Genomic DNA, 17,947 nt, shown 5'->3' with positions numbered 1-17,947 from the left:
TTAAAAAAAATGATGAAAAAACGAACCGCAAAGGAATAAGAGTTTTAAAGAGTTTATGCCTAACAAACAAATTTCTCAACCTGGCGCTACATCTGAGGTTACACAATTAAAATAACAAAATGCCATGAGTGAATTTACTAAAACTCTCTGTCCCTACTGTGGTGTTGGCTGCGGTTTAGAAGTTTCACCTCCAGCCCAACTTGGCAAAGCAACTAATCGAGATAGCCAAGGAACTCCAACTTGGCGGGTGCGGGGTGATAAAGCCCATCCATCTAGTCAAGGTATGGTTTGCGTCAAAGGTGCAACGATCGCAGAATCTTTAGATAAAAATAGATTACATTACCCAATGGTGCGAGACTCCTTAGATCGAGAGTTTCGCCGCGTTAGCTGGGATGAAGCTTTCGATCTGATCGCCAAACGCATTCAAACCGTGCGTTTCACCCAAGGGCCAGAAGCCTTATGTATGTATGGTTCCGGTCAGTTTCAAACTGAGGATTATTACATAGCCCAGAAACTCATGAAAGGCTGTCTGGGTACTAATAATTTTGATGCCAACTCTCGCTTATGTATGTCTAGTGCTGTGGCTGGCTACATTCAAAGCTTTGGCTCAGATGGCCCGCCCTGCTGTTACGATGACTTGGAATTAACTGACTGTGCATTTTTAATTGGTACTAATACGGCTGAATGTCACCCCATCGTTTTTAACCGATTGGAAAAGTATCACAAAAAGAACCGCAAAGTCAAAATGATAGTGGTCGATCCCCGTCGCACACCAACCGCAGAAGCCGCTGATTTGCATTTAGCTATTCGTCCCGGTACAGATATCGACTTGTTAAACGGCATCGCTCACTTGTTGATGCGTTGGAACTACATCGATACCATGTTCATGGACGACTGCACCAGCAACTTTCCTGCTTATGCTGAGGTGATTCGCCATTATCCGCCAGAAGTGGTAGCTCGTCAATGTGGAATCAGTATTGAAGATTTAGAAACAGCAGCTCGCTTATGGGGTCAATCTGAGCGGGTACTGTCTTTGTGGTCAATGGGTGTGAATCAATCCTCAGAAGGGACGGCTAAGGTAAGAACGATAATTAACCTGCATCTGATGACTGGACAAATTGGCAAACCTGGCGCTGGCCCTTTTTCCCTCACAGGTCAACCAAACGCGATGGGAGGACGGGAAGCCGGAGGCTTGGCGCATTTATTACCAGGTTATCGGGCGGTGAAAAATCCGCAGCACCGTGCAGAAGTTGAGGAGTTTTGGGGACTTAAGCCGGGACAGATTTCGCCCAATCCCGGTTTGACTGCTTGGGACATGATTACTGGGTTAGAAAATGATGCTGTAGGGTTACTGTGGATTGCAGCTACCAACCCAGCTGTGAGTATGCCAGATTTAGAGCGGACTAAAAAGGCATTGTTGCGATCGCCTTTCACTATTTACCAAGACGCATATTATCCCACAGAAACTTCTGCCTACGCTCACGTTCTACTACCAGCTGCCCAGTGGGGTGAAAAAACTGGTGTGATGACAAACTCCGAACGAGTAGTAACTCTGTGTTCGGCATTTCGCCAACCACCAAGAGAAGCTAAAGCCGATTGGGAAATTTTTGCAGAAGTTGGACGTAGATTAGGTTTTGAGAAAGAATTTGCCTTTGCTAACTCTGCTGAAGTTTATGCTGAGTTTGTCAAACTAACTAAAAATCGCCCCTGTGATATGACAGGTCTGAGTCACGCGCAATTACAGACACAAGGGCCTACTCAATGGCCTCATCCAGAAGAGAGCAGGGGGAGCAGAGGAGCAGGGGAAGCAGGGGGAGAAGCATCTGCCAATTGCTCTGGGAAAAGACTCTACACCAATCTCCGCTTCCACAACCCTGATGGACGCGCTCGATTTGGGGCATATTACTCCAAGGGATTGGCAGAACCACCAGACCCAAATTATCCATTTGTGCTAACTAATGGAAGACTTTACGGACACTGGCATACCCAGACACGCACCGGTCGAATTGAAAAAATTTGCAAAATGCATCCCGAACCGTTTATCGAAATTCATCCGCGTGATGCTGCTCGGTTGGGTATTGTCGATAGTATGTATATAGAAGTGCGATCGCGTCGGGGTAAAGCGAAGTTTCCTGCTAAAGTAACAAAAGCGATCGCGCCTGGTACAGTTTTTGTCCCTATGCATTGGGGTTCACTGTGGGCAGATAATGCCGAAGCCAACGCCCTCACCCATCCAGAATCTTGCCCCGATTCGCTACAACCAGAATTAAAAGCCTGTGCTGTGCAGCTGATACCAATTTCGGTGGAAGTTCCTATCAAAAATCATCAACTCCAGTCTTCACGATGGTAAGCTGCAAAGTGTAGCTCGAAGCTGGTAATTTATAACCAGCAATAGGTAATTTAGTCAATAATCAATAGTCAATAGTTATTATCATTTTTTATAACTCCCTAATTTTGACTGTTACCAATTACTATGTCTAAAGAGGTAAATTTTTAGTAACAAGGGATTTTACTAGAGTTTATTTTAGCTATGGATAAAGAATAATACAAAGATAGAAAACTTACAAAGTATCAGCAAGTAATCTTTTTTCAATCCTCTAGATTTATCTATGGGATTTTCTTTTATTTTAGAATCGGGTGCAGCAGATGAAAAAGCTAGTGAGGCGAATTCTAGGGGCTACCAAAGATGAGAACTTCATGCACATCATTGAAAATATAGAAGTGCTAGTTTCTAAAGTTCTATCTATTTTTATGGTGGTCGTAATTTTGGTAGCGATCGCAGATTTAGGAGTCTTTATTTTTAAAGAATTATTTACAATCCCTTATGCCAAGTTTAACACAACCCTGTATAAGATTTTTGGTTTATTTCTAAATATTTTAATTGCTTTAGAAATTCTAGAAAATATTACAGCCTATTTAAGAAGACACGTTTTTCAAGTTGAATTAGTGATTGTCACTTCTTTAATTGCTGTTGCCAGAAAAATTATTATTCTTGACTTAGAAAAAATTGGAGGTATTGATATAATTGGTCTAGGTATAGCTATTCTTGCCTTATCAATTAGTTATTTAATAATTCGTCTCAGTAATTCCAAAGATGCAAGTTGAAGTAATTCGTAATGGTGATTTATACCCCACCACAAAACTTGCCACTTTTTCCATTCCCTATTCCCTATTCTCCATACTCCCCCATTAACTTTGGGTTTGTCGAACAATGACAGATTTCTTTCAATTTGAAGCAGACTTTGTTGATTCTCTGCGTTGCATCCCCATGCAGGTGCGTTGTAAATTAGATACCTGTGGCATCAAGCTAAAATTGCCTGACTGGAATCAAATGACGACAGATGAACGGCAAGCTTTAGTAGAATTACCTTGCACTACAGAAACAGAAATTCAGTCTTACCGCGAGCATATCGAGCAATTAATCATACAACGCACAGGTGTACCAGCTACAAAATTGCCCATCGAGCCTCATCCTGCATGGCTAGATGCCACTGTACCAGCTAGCCTTCAGGAAAAAGCTCAAGAAATAGGTGTAACCTTGACACAGCAAAATTGGGCAGCTTTAACGCCCTTACAGCGTTTTGCTTTGATTAAACTCAGCCAGCCAGGACATGAAAACAAAAATTTTAAGAGAGCGATCGCAGAATTTCATCTGCTTTAATTTACCATTCGCTCGTAATCGTTGAATTATCGTCTTCTTAGTCTCCTAAAGGCAAGCTAATAAGAATCTCAATATGAAACTTAGATCCTTGTTGTGGTATTGATAAACCCGTGTACCTGTAAGATGTATTAATTTTTGTTAATTTGCCACTCTGAAATGATACATGACAGCACAGTGATTGATGTTATGTATCAAAAACTTGTATATAAACTAACCCCAAAAAAAGCTGACTCTAAATTAATATTTACTTTAGAAACAACTATTGATGACTAATAAGTGAGGGTAACAAATATATGGCTGCAAAGAAACTTTTGATGCTTGTTGGCGACTATGTAGAAGACTATGAAGTGATGGTTCCTTTCCAGGCATTGCAAATGGTGGGACACACTGTCCACGCAGTTTGCCCCAACAAAAAAGCTGGCGATAAGGTGCGGACAGCAGTTCATGACTTTGAAGGAGACCAGACTTACAGTGAAAAACCCGGACACAATTTTACTTTAAATGCAACGTTTGCAGAAGTAGAAGCCACAACCTACGATGCCTTAGTCATTCCTGGAGGAAGGGCACCAGAATATCTCCGACTCAATCAGCAGGTGCTAGAAATCACCCGTCACTTTGCCCAAGCCAATAAACCGATTGCTGCCATTTGCCACGGCTTACAGTTATTAGCAGCTGCTGATGTACTGCAAGGCAAGAGATGTACTGGCTACCCTGCTTGTAGCCCAGATATCAAGAGTGCTGGAGGGATCTATGTTGATATCCCTGTCGATCGGGCAATAGTTGATGGTAACTTAGTGACAGCACCAGCTTGGCCTGCTCACCCACATTGGCTAGCAGAATTCCTCACAGTACTTGGAACTAAGATTGAACACCCAGAATTGACTACAGTTGTTTGAGGCAAAATACTATAAATCTTTTGGTTCACTTCATAATAGTTTCTTCCCCTACTCCCTACTCCAAAAGAGCTTTGGCAAAAACAACTGACAACAGACGACTAAAAATTATATATTTTTGAAATGGAACTAAATGCAGTAAAAAATACTATTTTTTAATAAATTGCAGTGGGTTTAATTTGCAGCTACGATGTCAAAAGTACAGCATCGAGACAATCTGATTGAGCCGCCGAACAAGCCAGTTTTAGGGCAAACTCTCAGCAGATGGAATACTTCTTTACATGAGGTGAAACAATTTGAAATTTTGCACCAATAATTTTAAATTTCTTAGCAGTAAGTGAAGCTATAGTGGATTTAGCAATGCTGCTGCTAATGTGGCTAAGGTTAGTCCTGCTGCCAAATTATGTGAAGAATTAGTTTAGAAACGCACTTCTTATCGATGACAGGCAAAAACGCAAGACATAATGCATTTCTGCGGCTAGTGTCTGGTAATGGGGCAGCTTTGGGAGCAGAATCTCGCTACTCGCTGCCCCCCAGTAAAGAGATGGTAATTGGACGCGACCCCAGCTGCCAAGTTGTCTTGGATGCCATGATGTACCGAATGGTATCTCGTCGTCATGCAGTGGTTCGTCCCCTCTCTCTATCCCCAGATAGCAAATTTAGCTGGGTGCTTTGTGACTTGAATAGTGCTAATGGCACTTATTTGAATGGACAACGCTTATATGAATGTCAGGAATTGCACCCAGGCGATCGCATTTCTCTAGGTGCTGATGGGCCGCAATACATTTTTGAACACGAGTATACCTCACTTACTCCGGCGACGACAGTCAACCAAATTACACCATTGCCTTCAGCGACGAACTACCACAACCACACGCAATTAAAGCAGCCAGATTCTGTTAGCTTCACCCAGCTTTTTCCGATTATTTCCACTGGTAAAGATTTAACTAGTAAAGCTTACCTTGTACCCGGAATACTGACCGTAATTTTTGTGGTGCTGATGTTCGCTACAGTCGGTCGCCCCCAAGCTAATCAAGTGATCGTCGCAAGTTACATCGCTTTCGCTGCCTACTATTTTGTTTACCAACTTTGCGGAAAACAGAAGCCTTGGTGGGTGCTAATGGCTACGTCATTGGGTACAATCCTGATTTTGCTCAGTCCCCTGTTGGATCTATTTATTTTCGTATTTCGCGGCATTCTGCCTGGAAGCTTGCCCACACCCCAAGAATCTATCACCTTCACAGAGTTACTGGTGCGGATGTTTTTTGGCGCTGGGTTGATGGAGGAATTACTCAAGGCATTACCTGTACTAGGGGCTTTTGCCATCGGTAGAATGTTGTCTTCACCTTGGCGAGAACGCATCGGCATCTGGGAACCTCTAGATGGTATTCTCCTGGGTACGGCTTCTGCCGTTGGTTTCACTCTCTTGGAAACCCTCGGTCAGTATGTGCCTGATATCACTCAAAATGTCACGCAACAGGTGGGTATAGGGGCCGCTGGTCAACTGGCAGGTTTACAACTGCTAATTCCGCGAATTTTAGGCTCTGTAGCCGGACATATGGCTTATAGTGGCTACTTGGGTTATTTTATCGGGTTGGCTGTCCTCAAACCTAGTAGAAGTTGGCAAATTCTGTCTATTGGTTATTTGAGTGCCTCTGCGCTCCACGCTCTCTGGAATGCTACAGGGTCAATTAATGCCTTACTGTTGGTAGTTGTTGGAGTGTTATCTTACGCCTTTTTGATGGCGGCAATTCTCAAGGCACGGGCGCTGTCACCAACGCGATCGCAAAATTTTGCTACCCGATTTCTTGGCCCAAAATAGGGGGAGCAGGGGAGCAGCACTTCGGCTACGCTCAGTGACCGGGGAGCAGGGGAGCAGGGGAGCAGGGGGGAGAACAAGCAATGCTTGAGTATTTACCTCTTGGGATAGATGGCCTCATTTGAAAATCAGCGTACTGTTAATTTATTATGGGGTAAATATACTTACAATAATAAAAATCATTAGACTTTTTCTTGCAAAAGTGTTGATTTTCGACTCTACATCTTTGCGTAAGCAAAACCAACATCTTTGCAAAAGGCACCTCTGAATCGAGTGAACGCAAAGCGCGGGTAAGACGAACACAACGTGTAATGAAAACTTTTCTTATTCCCTACTCCCTACTCCCTACTCCCTACTCCCCATTCCCCATTCATAGTTCTGGCTGAGACTTGTTAAGTTCAGTAAAGGCGTAAGAAGCGATCGCTAAACTAACCTTTGCTTTCTCTACTTCTGATAAAGCTGTCCACTCGCTATTTTGAAGATTACTGAGTGCAGATGCCGCATTTTGCGATTCGCTGCTTCGCATAGCGTAAGCAAAAGGACGAGCCAAAACGATCAGATCCTCTGTTCCCCAAGCTGGTAGTACTGTCTGAACGCACTCAACTAGTTGCTCGCTGATTAATTGGCGAGCAGCAAATATCTCAGCAGCTTTGGTGGCAATGGTGTTGAGCAATATTTGGGGGACACAGGCAGAAAAATTTGTACGTAATGTTTCTTGAAGGTTAAGCACTACTGCCTGTTGTAGGTTATCATTATGGTCAGGTGTCGGAGTAATACTAGACCAAAGTGTATCTAGATGTCCGTAAAAATCTTGCGATCGCCTCATTAGTTCTTCATCAAGCAAATCTTCCATTTCGAACTGTTGTTCTAGTTCCTGAAAATAAGCTTCTGATTCTTCATCACTTGGATTCCAGGGATAGTTAGCATCCTCTGGTTCTAGTAACGCTTCTAATAACTCTAAATCTACTTGAGATGGCAAAGATGAGGAAGTGTCTGAGCCATTAATTTTGTGAGCCATATTTTCTTCCCTCATGATTATTTGGTGGTATTGACAGCTACAAGTTCTAAGAGCAGATTTCCGCAAAAAATGTTGATTTTTTCTCTAAAAAAACAGATTTGAAAAGCTAATGCTAAAGGCTCAAATTCATTTATGCAATAGCTTTGCTAGGAGTCTTCAATCACAAACTCCCAGGTTTCACCTCTCGCACTTCCAAACTTTAACTGCATCCCCGATTTCAAAGGGACTTCCTCTCGGAGGATTTGTTGCCAGCCATTAGGGCCTAAAAACCAGGTTGTCCCATAGGTGGAAAAATCTTGCAAGTAATAAGTTCGCATCAGTGTAGCATCTGTAAGAGTGTTGCGGCAGAAGATTTCGGCGTGGCGTTTCGATACAGATGGTTCGGGGATGACAATATCATTATCTTTCGTGCGGCCGATGCGGGTAACTCCATAACGCAGTAGCCAGGTTTTGCCTTTTGGAGTCAGCGATCGTAAACTTGCAGTTGGAAGCGAGGAACCGACCTCAGGAATGGCTGTATCTGGAAGTTCGGTAATACCTTCATCCAGATTCTTAATAAGTTCGCCATTAAAATCTGGATGCAGGTAGAGAACAGGCAAAGTCCAAGCAGGTTGATTAAATTTATACAGTGTTAGCAACTCTTGCCTAGCCTGTGCTACGGCTTCATCAATTGGCTTGTGCGATCGCAAAGCTTCGGTAAAGGCTTGAATAAAACTGTGGCTTTCGTGGTCAGCGATTTCATCGCGCATCCCCAAAACCGCAGGTACACCATGACGAATCAGTACTTCTGCTAAACTGCTGGCAGGGATAGCTTGATGATTGATAGCAGCTGGTTGTGCGCCCCAACAGGCGTTGAAAACTGCTAGTTTCACACCTGTACGGGTCAATACTTGCGCCAATTCTATGCCATTGAGGGGCATATCTGGTTGCAAAAACAGTAACCCTCCGTCTGGGTCTGGCAAACCATGTCCAGCGTAAAAGAAAACATTGTATTCTTTGGTTTCTAATTCATCAATCAACTGTTGTGGAGTTGGTTGGATGAGTTGATTCACTACACAAGGTGCATATCTTTGGGAATTGCCAGGCGTATCTACAAGAGCTTGCTGTAAGATAGCGGCTTCTTGCTCTAGTTGCAGCTTGTCATCATGACCTAAAACCAGCAGGATACTTAAAGCCTGGTCAGTTCGCAAATACGGTAAAGCGTCAACTTCAGTGGTGGTGCGACTAAATAGCAAATCTTGCGAAAGAGACATCGCCGATTGACCAGGCTCACGCTGCATAATTTCCCAAGGGAAAGCGATCAGATCCGGGTCGCGAATTTCTAGTCGAAAGCGCAAACGTGTATGCTGACCCATAGCAATACCGCGACTGCGTTCTAGACTACCAAGAATTTGCCCGTCGAATACCCAGCGCCATAAATTCATTCCCAAGTATTGCATCAGACGACTGCTGTAAGGGCCAGTGGTCTGACCTGAAGGGGGTGAAATCCAATCTATGGGGAATGGGTTGCTCTTTTGAGATGTTGAGTTTGCGGAAATATCTAGGCGACCATGACCAGCAAACATCTGCTGCCATTCTTGCCAGACTTGGGTGAGTTCAACAGGCCATACACAGTCGCGTAAAACGTAGCCACTGGGATACGGAGCCTTGACCACCCAAATGGCGAAGTTGTCAGTGCCAGTGTTTAGGAGACGGGCGATCGCCAAATTCAGGGATGGCATGGATTCATTAAACTAAAATCTAAAACAAATAATTTCAAGAGAAGAAGAATTCAGAAGTCAGGAGTCAGAATTCAGAGTAAATGAGTGAGAGATTTAAACCCGACATTAATTGTTTTGCACCAAATTAGAGACATGGTAGGGGTTTTGAACTTGGTTATTCATCCACCCAGTAGTACATAATTCATTCTGAATTCTGACTCCTGACTCCTGACTCCCGACTCCTGACTCCTAAATTCTGTTTTGATAACAATTCTCCAAGATCAAAATTTTCTATTTTTTTGAGCTTGTAAGTTTTTTACTCTGATTGTTACCTGTTATTATTTCAGGTTTTTACCAGTTTATCGAGTATTTGATTAAGTTGGACTGGTGTCAGATGGTTCGGTAACTGGAGGTTGCGTGACAGTTCTACATGGATTTGGTGCGTCTGATTGTAAAACAACGCCAAAACGGTTGACTTGGGAGGAGTTTAGCAATACTGTTGCTGGCAAAGGTTTTGAATTTGGGGGAACTGAGGTAGTTACATCTGGGTTATTAGGATTAGCTGGAGTTTGGGTACTTTTATTGGCACAGACTCGCATAGACACCAAAAAGCTGCCAGAAGCAGGATTTGGATTTGATTTTTTCTCAATAACTTCTAAAAAAGTCCCACGGGGGAGTGATTGGTTGTTTCCCAAGGAGATGTCATTATTGGTTTTAATTACCCAACCAGTAGAAAGATTAGCTAGCGATCGCGGTGTAGGTGTCGCTTCGATGCCAGGATTTTGAGTTTGTAATGGATTGGAAAAAATTGGAGATGCCCCTGATGGCGATCGCAGTTGCTTGACGAACAATCCTAAAAAACCTGCTGCTACCACAAATAATAATGGAACTATCCACTGTAAGGGGAATTGACGACTTCTAGCAGGCTCGGTGTCTGGAATCACCTGAGTCTTGTGGTTTGGGCTGCCTAAAACTGTCGCATCTGTCGCCCTGGATGCTAAATCAACAGTTTTGGCAGAATAACTCTGGGGAATCACTGCTTGGATGGTGATTTCTGGTTCCCAATATTGGACTTGATAGTGAACTAAAGCAACGGTGACATTATCGTGTCCATTTTTAGTATTAGCAATTTCGACTAATCTATCGGCAACAGTTGCTATATTTGCTTCCCCAGCTAAAATCGGCAAGATTTCTGTTTCCCAGTACTCCTCTACCCGATCGAAGTCACTCAAACCATCGGACGTGAGCAGAAAAACGGCATCTTCATCGAGCATAAACCGTCCCGATGTGGGATGCAATGAAGTGCTAGAACCCATCCCCAAAGCTTGAACCAGAGATCCAGCGGCACTCTGTTGTACTGCCTCGCGGTAAATGGCATAACCTAGCCGCACTTCGCGGGAGGCGACATCATCATCGAGAGTAACTTGATAACAGCCGTGGCGTGTAATCCAGTAAGCACGACTATCGCCAACGTGGGTAATATACATTTCATGAGCAACAGGCAATGCCATGACTAAAGTCGTGCCCATGCGTTGACGCCCTTGGCGATTTTCACTGTCATTGCGTTGACTGATTTTGTCATTGGCCATTGCCACTGCCTTGTCTAGGTCATTCAGCAGCATTGCAGGGTCTATGTGGTCGTAGGGAACCTTTGTTAGTTGTTGTACCTGCTGCTGAATTGTTTCAATGGCTAAATTTGAGGCGACATTGCCGCCCTCGTGTCCGCCGATGCCATCACAGACAATTGCTAAGGCTGTTGGCTGGGGTGGTTTGCTTACTGGAGTTCCACTGGGAGGACTACAGGCATCTTCGTTACGTTGACGACTTGGCCCGGTGTCGGTTTTGGTGATAATTTGGATTGTGGGTGTTTGCGATCGCCCTAACCCAGCCAGTCCCCGATCTAAAACTCCGATTAATTGATCGGTGGAATTAATCTCTCCCTGAATTAAAGCCAGGCTAACGCGATCGACAAATTCCGCGATCGCTGGTTTGGCAGTGCTGACCAACTGCTGCCAAAATTCACCTAATTGCGGCAATTCTGGTGATGTGGCGCTGTCAAAACGCAATTCCAACAACCGGACTAACGATCCTTCTACCCGTAATACATCAGAGTCAAGTAAGCTAGAGGCGACACCTTCACTCACCAGAGGTTGCCACAGATGAGCTATTTGCCATAACCAATTCAGTTGACGCATTGATGTTGCATCACGCCAAGCGGTGGTTAACTCGCTGCCCAAATTAACTTGTTGGATAGTGTCATCTACTAATAGTGGCGGTTTTTCTAAGAGTAATATTTCTTGGTGGGAAGACCCGTCAGCAACAAAAAGCACTCCATATACCTGCGGTACGTGTAAACGGTAGGGAATCAGTCTCAGGTAGGCTTTTAGAGGCTGCAAATTATCTAACTCAGGCGTTAGCGCTAATAAACCAGGCTTCGTATCTAAAAGAAGAAATTTATCAAGGATTAAATAGCGATCGGCTAATATTTCTCCTGGGCTACCCACACTTGGGCTATCTACCACAGCCCAGAGATAATTTTTGGGTAGAGGCGTGGAACATCGCTGGCAAAACTTGTGAGTCAGGGGGTTGGCAGCCTGACAATTTTCGTTTGGACAGTAGAGCGTTGCCGCGTCATTTTCCATAGTTTTCGCACCGATCAGCGATTGGCAATTTCTTTAATAGCATTAGTAGGGACAATCTAGACCGCTCATCTTTCTTAAACTTGACATACCCAGACTTTAGATGATGATTTTAGCTGGCGGATATCAGCAGGTGCTAATACAAAACTTATCCAAAAAATACGCTCCTAAGTCAACCCTACAGCCTAATCATAGCTTCTATTGCCCTGTGACTCTCCATCGCCAAAGCAACTAACTCCAACCCTGTCACCACAGCATAACCCAAGCATAACTGCACGATTTGCTTTTGGTAAATTACCCCATCATCAACAGGCAGATAATGTTGGTATTTATTTAGTTTATAAGTAGGATAGCAAGAATTAACTTTAATTTAAGAATTAAGAATAGCAAATATTAATTTTGGCAAAAGTACCTGAGAAATGCAGTGACTCTAAAAATTTCTTTTGGATTACTGTTAGTGGCAGGGCGGGGTAGCCAGTGCTGAGTTAAGAAGTACAGATAATCGTAGGGGCACAACATGTTGTGCCCCTACCCGTGTACTTCATTTACCTGAAATACGCTGGATGAATTTTTCCACTTTCAGCCGAGACACTTTTAACTCAGTACTCTTTGTACAGAAGGGTTCAGGCAGCCCGCTACCAACTCATTGGCTTATTGCTTGTCGTCAATGGCAACTTGAGGGACTCCCATGCTGTAATTAGTAACACGGCCAGAAAGATTGTAGCTGACTTCGCCGAGTTGCAGAAGCGATCGCAGATAATGCTCTAAGTCTGACCCTACACGGCGCAAGTTATAGTCTGTGAGGTCTGCGCCACTAGATGCTTCTACTAGTTCATCAAATTTTCGATAAATTTTTTGTAGTGCATCTTCATTCCAATTAAATTCGTTATCTGGGTCAACATCTAAGGTTAAGACTTGTTGACTAGGAACTAGATCGCCATCCCGGTCAATTTCACCTGCAAAAATGCGGATGTGCCGGGTTGTGGACTTGAGCAGCATCGGGTTATCCATAAAAAGGTGTAAGATTTGCGTGGATTACACTGAAATTATTGTAGACGTTATATTCGAGCTTGAATGCTCTCAATTTCAAAGCTTTGAATGCTGTTTTCAAAGGGTACATTGAATGGTCATAAGTAAAAATATCATCTTTAACGATGAGTTTGCTACTACTGTTATGAGTTGAAGATATATTTAACTGCTAGTACTGACAGTAGTCGAATTATTTTTCTGTAAAAATTAATTGGTAAAGTATTTTCATTTAGTCTATAAATCTGACTTACTGCTAAGATTTTCGGACTCCATCAATCCCAAATGGCGGTAAAACAAGGTACTCAGCAGGAATGATTCGATCTGTGTACTTTTTTTATGGAGAACAAAAGTTTTGACATTAATAATTATGCCGAGCAATTTCTCCGGAATTTTCTATTGCAAAAAACGTACATCAAGTAATTTCACTGAATAGCGCTACATCGACCGCTGGCTTTAATAAACTCCAAAAAATTCAGCGGTTTTACTTACGTATAAACACTAAAATTTGAGTAACAAGTCAAACTGTTATTGACGTTCACATAAAGTTGATGTAAAAACCTTTAAAAAGGTTGAACAACTTCTTACAGAAACTTTATTGTGTAGAATCTTAAAAACTGAATAATAGTTATGGCTTACCATAAGCTACATCTGGCACAGAAACCTTAAAATCTAGACACTGAAAATCTAGCTTGAAAATACACCACAGGAGAGTGAAATGGAATACAAAGGTGATTGATGAAGAAAAATTCTTAATTCAAGCACTTTGGATTCAAAAGAGATATAAAGAATTTTGCTGGACATCTACCTCCTTACCCTCATGACAACCAAGTAAAGGAATCTCAATAGCTATGAACTCCAAAGCATTACCACGCCAGATAAATAATCTCGAAGTAGGTGTTTATGAGTGTGAAATACATCTCAAATTCCGGTTGATTGAGGAAAAGAGTCTATTGAGCGATCGCGAGCAACTCTTACAGGTGCTACTTGATGCTTTAACCGAAGGTTCTGATGACTTTCTAGAAACGCTACAAGCGTCCGTTAAAGCCCAGGAAGTATCTGAGTTTAAAGCCTCGCCTCAAATGCGGCGTCAGCTAATGCGCTTGCGTAATGTCGCGGAAAATTCTCCAACCTAAAGGTGTAATTTAAGTAGTGAAAAACGTGAATTGGGCATCAAATCAAATGTTGATCCCATACCCCCGTTGCCATAAAAACTAAGCAGTCAGTAGATTTCATAAAATATTTTGATTTCTACCTTGTGAAAGTCTTATTTAGCAGCAGAAAGTCCCAGGAACAGTTTCCGCTATTAAAAACTTTGTAGCAAAGAATACTGGTAGAATCTGAAAGCAAATTCAGCCGGGTGCATTTTACCGAGTTTTTATCAAAACATTGCAGAATAATAAAACCCTGTGTCTTTACAGATGGGGAATTGGACAACAGGCGCAAATCAAATGAAAATCTAAAAGAGCAAAGTGAAAATAAATAACCTTTCTTTTAGCTTTTTGCTTAAGCTAAGTGCCTGATTTGCTGAAATACTTATGTTTTATCTCTTACTGGTAATAGGTCATGGTTTAGCAGCTAGTTAGCTATTATCAATTACCCAGAGGCAAGGGAGACAAGGGGACAAGGGGACAAGTCTCTCTCTTCTTCCTTGTCCACCTTGTTTACCTTGTCTCTTCTCTATACCAACTCTTGGAGAGGCTGTGTTAACGGCTTCTCTACGAGACGCTACGACGCGAACGCGGTTCGTGAGCTTAGTCAAAGGGCAGTACAAGTAAAAATTCCCAATCTTTATTTAGCAAGACCGTGTTCCAGAGCAAAACGAACTAACTCTGTACGGCTATTGGTACCGGTTTTACTAAATAAACGGCTGACGTATTTTTCTACATTGCGGACGCTGGTTTCTAAGCGACGGGCGATTTCTTTGTTCATCAACCCTTCTGCGACCAAATTTAAAACACTTTGTTCTCTGGGGGTCAAATCAATTTTAAAAGGGGCTGGCGATTGGGAAATAGCATTTCTTTGAGTTAACAATGCTTTAATTTGGGAAATCTGATTGGCTAGTTCAGCAAGATCGGGGGTTTCAGCGTCATCTCCCGTACTCGCAGCCTTAGCGGCGCGACGGGCTAGCAAATTTTCGACTATAGCCACTAACTCGTCTGGATCGAAGGGTTTGGGTAGATAGGCATCAACACCAGCGTGATAGCCTTGAATGCGATCGCCTGTCATACCTTTAGCAGTTAAAAATACTACTGGGAGTGCTTGGAAACGGGGATCTTCCCGTAGTTGCTTCAGGAACTGATAGCCATCCACTTGAGGCATCATCACATCAGAAATCACTAAATCAGGTGTATTCAGCTGCATCCATTCCCAACCTTCAAGGGCGTTACTGGCGACTTGAACGCTGAAACCGCTCTCTTGCAAATAGTCTTTCACGGCTTCCCGTATCCCTGGTTCATCATCCACCAGTAACAATTGTGCTGACATTTAAAATTCCCTTGAGTTTTCCTTTTTCCAATTTAGCGAAAGTTGGTAGGCATTGAGCAACTTGAATTCACCTCTACCGCCTCAAAAGCTTTTAAAGTTCACATCTGTGCCCGATCGTGCCTTCATCGGGACGGGGTGGCCGCAAAGTTTTTCAACATTCCCCTATAGTAAGATCCCAACAGTTGATGGTTTCATGTTGGCTACTGCTAAGAAAAGTTGGCTCGTCTTGAATCAAACTAAGCGACCATATAGTCAGGCAGTCTCCAGTAGCTATGATTCATGATTGCTATGAGAATGAAAAGAGCGTTCTTATCAATTACGAATTTCTTAATAACCCTTACCATTGAGGATTTTCCATAATTAATGCTTCTGCTGCCGAGCTATTTAACGGAACTGAGAAAAAATGTCCTTGGCCATATTGACAGTTTAACTTTCTTAGAACTAATAGTTGCTCTTTTGTCTCTACCCCTTCGGCAAGCACATCCACACCTAGCTTGTGTGCCAAAGTGACAATTATCTCAATAATTTCTAAATTCTTACTATTAGTGCCCATCAAGCTGATGAAAGAACGGTCGATTTTCAACACACTAATCGGAAAGTTATAAAGACCACCTAATGAAGAGTAGCCTGTACCAAAGTCATCAATTGATAACTCAATGCCCATCTCTCGAAGTTGTAAAATTGCGGTAGTTACCTTATCGCCATTTTCCACAATTGCCTTTTCAGTAATCTCTAGGATTAGAGTGCCAGCATCAAGGCCAGTTGAGTGCAAAATTTGTCCAATCTGCTCTATCAAATCCGGCTGAGAAAATTGCTTGACGGAGAGATTAACACTAATTTTCTCTAGTAATTTAGAACGATGACATACCCGCCAAACTTGCATCTGGCGGCAGGCTTCATGCAAAGCCCATTTGCCAATGGAGAAAATTAGTCCAGTTTCCTCTGCTAGGGAAATAAAATCTGCTGGATTAAGTAGACCACGCTCTGGGTGCTGCCAGCGCAATAGAGCCTCAAAACCTAAAATAGAGCCACTAGCGAGCGAAACAATCGGTTGATAATAAACCCGAAATTCTTCGCGTTCAATTGCTCGCCGCAAATCAGTCTCTAACTGCAATCTCGCTAGAGCATCAGCATACATATCTGAGTTGAATAGCTCATAACGCGCTCTGCCTATCATCTTGGCTCGATACATTGCTGTATCTGCATCCCTCAACAGTTCTTCTGGGTGTTGATAGTCTACTGTCGAACTCAACGCGATGCCAATACTTGCCGTGATGAAGACTTCTTGTCCGTCAAGTTCAAAGGGTAATGCTAGTTCCTTCTGAATCCGTTCAGCGACTTTGATGGCATCTGACATATCCTGGATTCCCTCAAGCAGGATTGTAAATTCGTCTCCCCCAAGCCGCGCTGCTGTATCTATGGAGCGTACACATACTTGTAGTCTACTTGCTATCGCAAGTAGCAATTGGTCTCCATTTAGGTGTCCAAGACTGTCATTGATCACCTTAAACCGATCTAGGTCGATAAATAGCACAGCATATAGATAATCTGAATGCCGTTTTGAATAATTTATCGCATGTTTTAGGCGGTTCATAAATGCAACGCGGTTTGCCAGACCCGTCAGTGTATCGTGAAAAGCAAGGTGCAGTAGTTGTGACTCGACTCTTTTACGTTCTGTAATTTCATTTAGCAATTTCTGATTTGCTTTTACCAGTTCCGCTGTTCGTTCCGCCACCCGTATTTCTAACTCACTGTAAGCTCGGTACAACATTTCTTCAGCTTGTTTGCGTTCACTAATGTTGCACAACAGCCAACGCCAGCCAAGGTGCTTCTTCTCAAGATCGTATACTACATCGTATACTACAGACGCTTTCACATTAGCAGGGAAAGGCTTTCCTCTTTGTGGCTGTAAGTGAATTTCCCAGTTCACTATCTCTTGCAAATTGTTTATTTGATAGTTAAAGGACTGGCGGTCTTGTTGAGCAATAAAAAGAATTAATGGTTTACCTACTAAATATTTTTGTTGGACACCGAGCAAAGTTGCTGCTACATGGTTAGCCTCTTGGATTATTCCGTGGGTATCACTTACCAAGTAACCATCTGGAGCAAACTCGAACAAGTCTTGGTAACGTTGGCGCTCTTTCTCTACTGCCGCTCGTGTTACCTTTAACTCCTCGGAAGCTGTCAATAGTTCTTCCATTGCGGTGTTAAGTTCCTCGAAAGCCTCTGTTATCATCTCCTGTTGTGAGTTCAGCTTAGTTCCATAGTATTTTAATAGTTCCTGTATCTGTAACCACAATTTATCTATGTGTCGATCAAATCCATCCACTTTCATGTTGCTCAACTCACAAAACTATAAAGCGTAAGTGTGAATGCAGAAAGCAGTGGAAGCAAACCTCATGCTTTCTTCAAGACTTCAGACGCTATTGAGCAGGCAAGGAGAGAAGGTTACTTGAAAGAGCGGACACTTTATAAATATTAAAGAAGTTGGTTTTTTGATTTACTAATTTATCTTTCAATAATCACGAAGCAATCAAATTTGTGTAGCCTCAATCAACTTTTAGCCATATTTATTGCCAAACAAAGTCCTGAGTGGCAACAAGCCCTACCTACTGAAATTTTTATTTTATTAAATACAAGGTACTAAAGTCCAAAGATCAATAACAGCATATTTGCTTTACCTACTTTTGCAAATACTTCTTAA

At 42.6% G+C, this 17,947-nt stretch carries 13 protein-coding genes; 7 read left to right on the top strand and 6 right to left on the bottom strand.

Annotated features, from left to right (window positions below; all coding sequences use genetic code 11):
- Positions 1-124 precede the first annotated feature (124 nt).
- The 6 genes from AC1F2U_RS17650 to AC1F2U_RS17625 all read left to right on the top strand — a co-directional run bounded on the left by AC1F2U_RS17650 (position 125) and on the right by AC1F2U_RS17625 (position 6,376).
- A complete protein-coding gene (locus AC1F2U_RS17650; RefSeq protein ID WP_480262281.1) occupies positions 125-2,350 on the top strand; it encodes a molybdopterin oxidoreductase family protein in 2,226 nt (741 codons plus the stop codon).
- A gap of 296 nt (positions 2,351-2,646) precedes the next feature.
- Positions 2,647-3,105, top strand: a complete 459-nt coding sequence (locus tag AC1F2U_RS17645) for a phosphate-starvation-inducible PsiE family protein (protein ID WP_480262280.1) — start codon at positions 2,647-2,649, stop codon at positions 3,103-3,105.
- A gap of 106 nt (positions 3,106-3,211) precedes the next feature.
- On the top strand, positions 3,212-3,661 hold the full coding sequence (locus AC1F2U_RS17640; protein WP_480262279.1) for a nitrate reductase associated protein: 450 nt from the start codon (positions 3,212-3,214) through the stop codon (positions 3,659-3,661).
- Between the two features lie 293 nt (positions 3,662-3,954).
- Positions 3,955-4,557: a DJ-1/PfpI family protein gene (locus AC1F2U_RS17635; RefSeq protein WP_480262278.1), complete on the top strand. Its 603-nt coding sequence runs from the start codon at positions 3,955-3,957 to the stop codon at positions 4,555-4,557.
- A gap of 187 nt (positions 4,558-4,744) precedes the next feature.
- Positions 4,745-4,870 carry a hypothetical protein gene (locus tag AC1F2U_RS17630; protein ID WP_335002856.1) on the top strand — a complete coding sequence of 42 codons (126 nt, stop codon included), beginning with the start codon at positions 4,745-4,747 and terminating at the stop codon, positions 4,868-4,870.
- 123 nt (positions 4,871-4,993) lie between these two features.
- Positions 4,994-6,376, top strand: a complete 1,383-nt coding sequence (locus tag AC1F2U_RS17625) for a PrsW family glutamic-type intramembrane protease (RefSeq protein ID WP_334719882.1) — start codon at positions 4,994-4,996, stop codon at positions 6,374-6,376.
- A 367-nt stretch (positions 6,377-6,743) separates the two neighbouring features.
- On the opposite strand, the gene AC1F2U_RS17620 is transcribed toward AC1F2U_RS17625, so the two are convergent.
- From AC1F2U_RS17620 to ndhM, 4 genes are all read right to left on the bottom strand, one after another.
- Positions 6,744-7,391: a hypothetical protein gene (locus tag AC1F2U_RS17620; protein WP_480262277.1), complete on the bottom strand. Its 648-nt coding sequence runs from the start codon at positions 7,389-7,391 to the stop codon at positions 6,744-6,746.
- Positions 7,392-7,537: 146 nt separating this feature from the next.
- Positions 7,538-9,112: a CHAT domain-containing protein gene (locus tag AC1F2U_RS17615; protein WP_480262276.1), complete on the bottom strand. Its 1,575-nt coding sequence runs from the start codon at positions 9,110-9,112 to the stop codon at positions 7,538-7,540.
- 353 nt (positions 9,113-9,465) lie between these two features.
- Positions 9,466-11,733: a protein phosphatase 2C domain-containing protein gene (locus tag AC1F2U_RS17610; RefSeq protein ID WP_480262275.1), complete on the bottom strand. Its 2,268-nt coding sequence runs from the start codon at positions 11,731-11,733 to the stop codon at positions 9,466-9,468.
- Between the two features lie 648 nt (positions 11,734-12,381).
- Positions 12,382-12,741: an NAD(P)H-quinone oxidoreductase subunit M gene (gene ndhM / locus AC1F2U_RS17605; protein ID WP_480262274.1), complete on the bottom strand. Its 360-nt coding sequence runs from the start codon at positions 12,739-12,741 to the stop codon at positions 12,382-12,384.
- Between the two features lie 866 nt (positions 12,742-13,607).
- Here ndhM and AC1F2U_RS17600 point away from each other — a divergent pair.
- Positions 13,608-13,892 (top strand): Npun_R1517 family heterocyst differentiation transcriptional regulator, encoded by a 285-nt coding sequence (locus AC1F2U_RS17600; protein WP_094350942.1) that lies wholly within the window; start codon positions 13,608-13,610, stop codon positions 13,890-13,892.
- A gap of 655 nt (positions 13,893-14,547) precedes the next feature.
- Here AC1F2U_RS17600 and AC1F2U_RS17595 read toward each other — a convergent pair.
- Together AC1F2U_RS17595 and AC1F2U_RS17590 are read right to left on the bottom strand one after the other, a co-directional pair.
- Positions 14,548-15,243, bottom strand: coding sequence for a response regulator transcription factor (locus AC1F2U_RS17595; protein WP_322671518.1), 696 nt, complete (start codon positions 15,241-15,243; stop codon positions 14,548-14,550).
- Positions 15,244-15,580: 337 nt separating this feature from the next.
- The gene (locus AC1F2U_RS17590; RefSeq protein WP_480262273.1) at positions 15,581-17,578 is read right to left on the bottom strand and encodes a putative bifunctional diguanylate cyclase/phosphodiesterase; all 1,998 of its coding nucleotides are present in this window, start codon (positions 17,576-17,578) and stop codon (positions 15,581-15,583) included.
- Positions 17,579-17,947: the final 369 nt, after the last annotated feature.

Source organism: Nostoc sp. LEGE 12454 (genome assembly GCF_056620565.1).
Note: the sequence above shows the minus strand (reverse complement) of the source record. Positions and strands in the feature narration are given on the sequence as shown.

Excerpts from the sequence above, each read along its gene's own strand:
- AC1F2U_RS17625 (WP_334719882.1), top strand. The coding sequence starts at position 4,994 with ATGACAGGCAAAAACGCAAGACATAATGCATTTCTGCGGCTAGTGTCT.
- AC1F2U_RS17650 (WP_480262281.1), top strand. The coding sequence starts at position 125 with ATGAGTGAATTTACTAAAACTCTCTGTCCCTACTGTGGTGTTGGCTGC.
- AC1F2U_RS17590 (WP_480262273.1), bottom strand. The coding sequence starts at position 17,578 with ATGAAAGTGGATGGATTTGATCGACACATAGATAAATTGTGGTTACAG.
- AC1F2U_RS17645 (WP_480262280.1), top strand. The coding sequence starts at position 2,647 with ATGAAAAAGCTAGTGAGGCGAATTCTAGGGGCTACCAAAGATGAGAAC.
- AC1F2U_RS17600 (WP_094350942.1), top strand. The coding sequence starts at position 13,608 with ATGAACTCCAAAGCATTACCACGCCAGATAAATAATCTCGAAGTAGGT.
- AC1F2U_RS17620 (WP_480262277.1), bottom strand. The coding sequence starts at position 7,391 with ATGGCTCACAAAATTAATGGCTCAGACACTTCCTCATCTTTGCCATCT.
- ndhM (WP_480262274.1), bottom strand. The coding sequence starts at position 12,741 with ATGGATAACCCGATGCTGCTCAAGTCCACAACCCGGCACATCCGCATT.
- AC1F2U_RS17615 (WP_480262276.1), bottom strand. The coding sequence starts at position 9,112 with ATGCCATCCCTGAATTTGGCGATCGCCCGTCTCCTAAACACTGGCACT.
- AC1F2U_RS17630 (WP_335002856.1), top strand. The coding sequence starts at position 4,745 with ATGTCAAAAGTACAGCATCGAGACAATCTGATTGAGCCGCCGAACAAG.
- AC1F2U_RS17640 (WP_480262279.1), top strand. The coding sequence starts at position 3,212 with ATGACAGATTTCTTTCAATTTGAAGCAGACTTTGTTGATTCTCTGCGT.
- AC1F2U_RS17595 (WP_322671518.1), bottom strand. The coding sequence starts at position 15,243 with ATGTCAGCACAATTGTTACTGGTGGATGATGAACCAGGGATACGGGAA.
- AC1F2U_RS17610 (WP_480262275.1), bottom strand. The coding sequence starts at position 11,733 with ATGGAAAATGACGCGGCAACGCTCTACTGTCCAAACGAAAATTGTCAG.
- AC1F2U_RS17635 (WP_480262278.1), top strand. The coding sequence starts at position 3,955 with ATGGCTGCAAAGAAACTTTTGATGCTTGTTGGCGACTATGTAGAAGAC.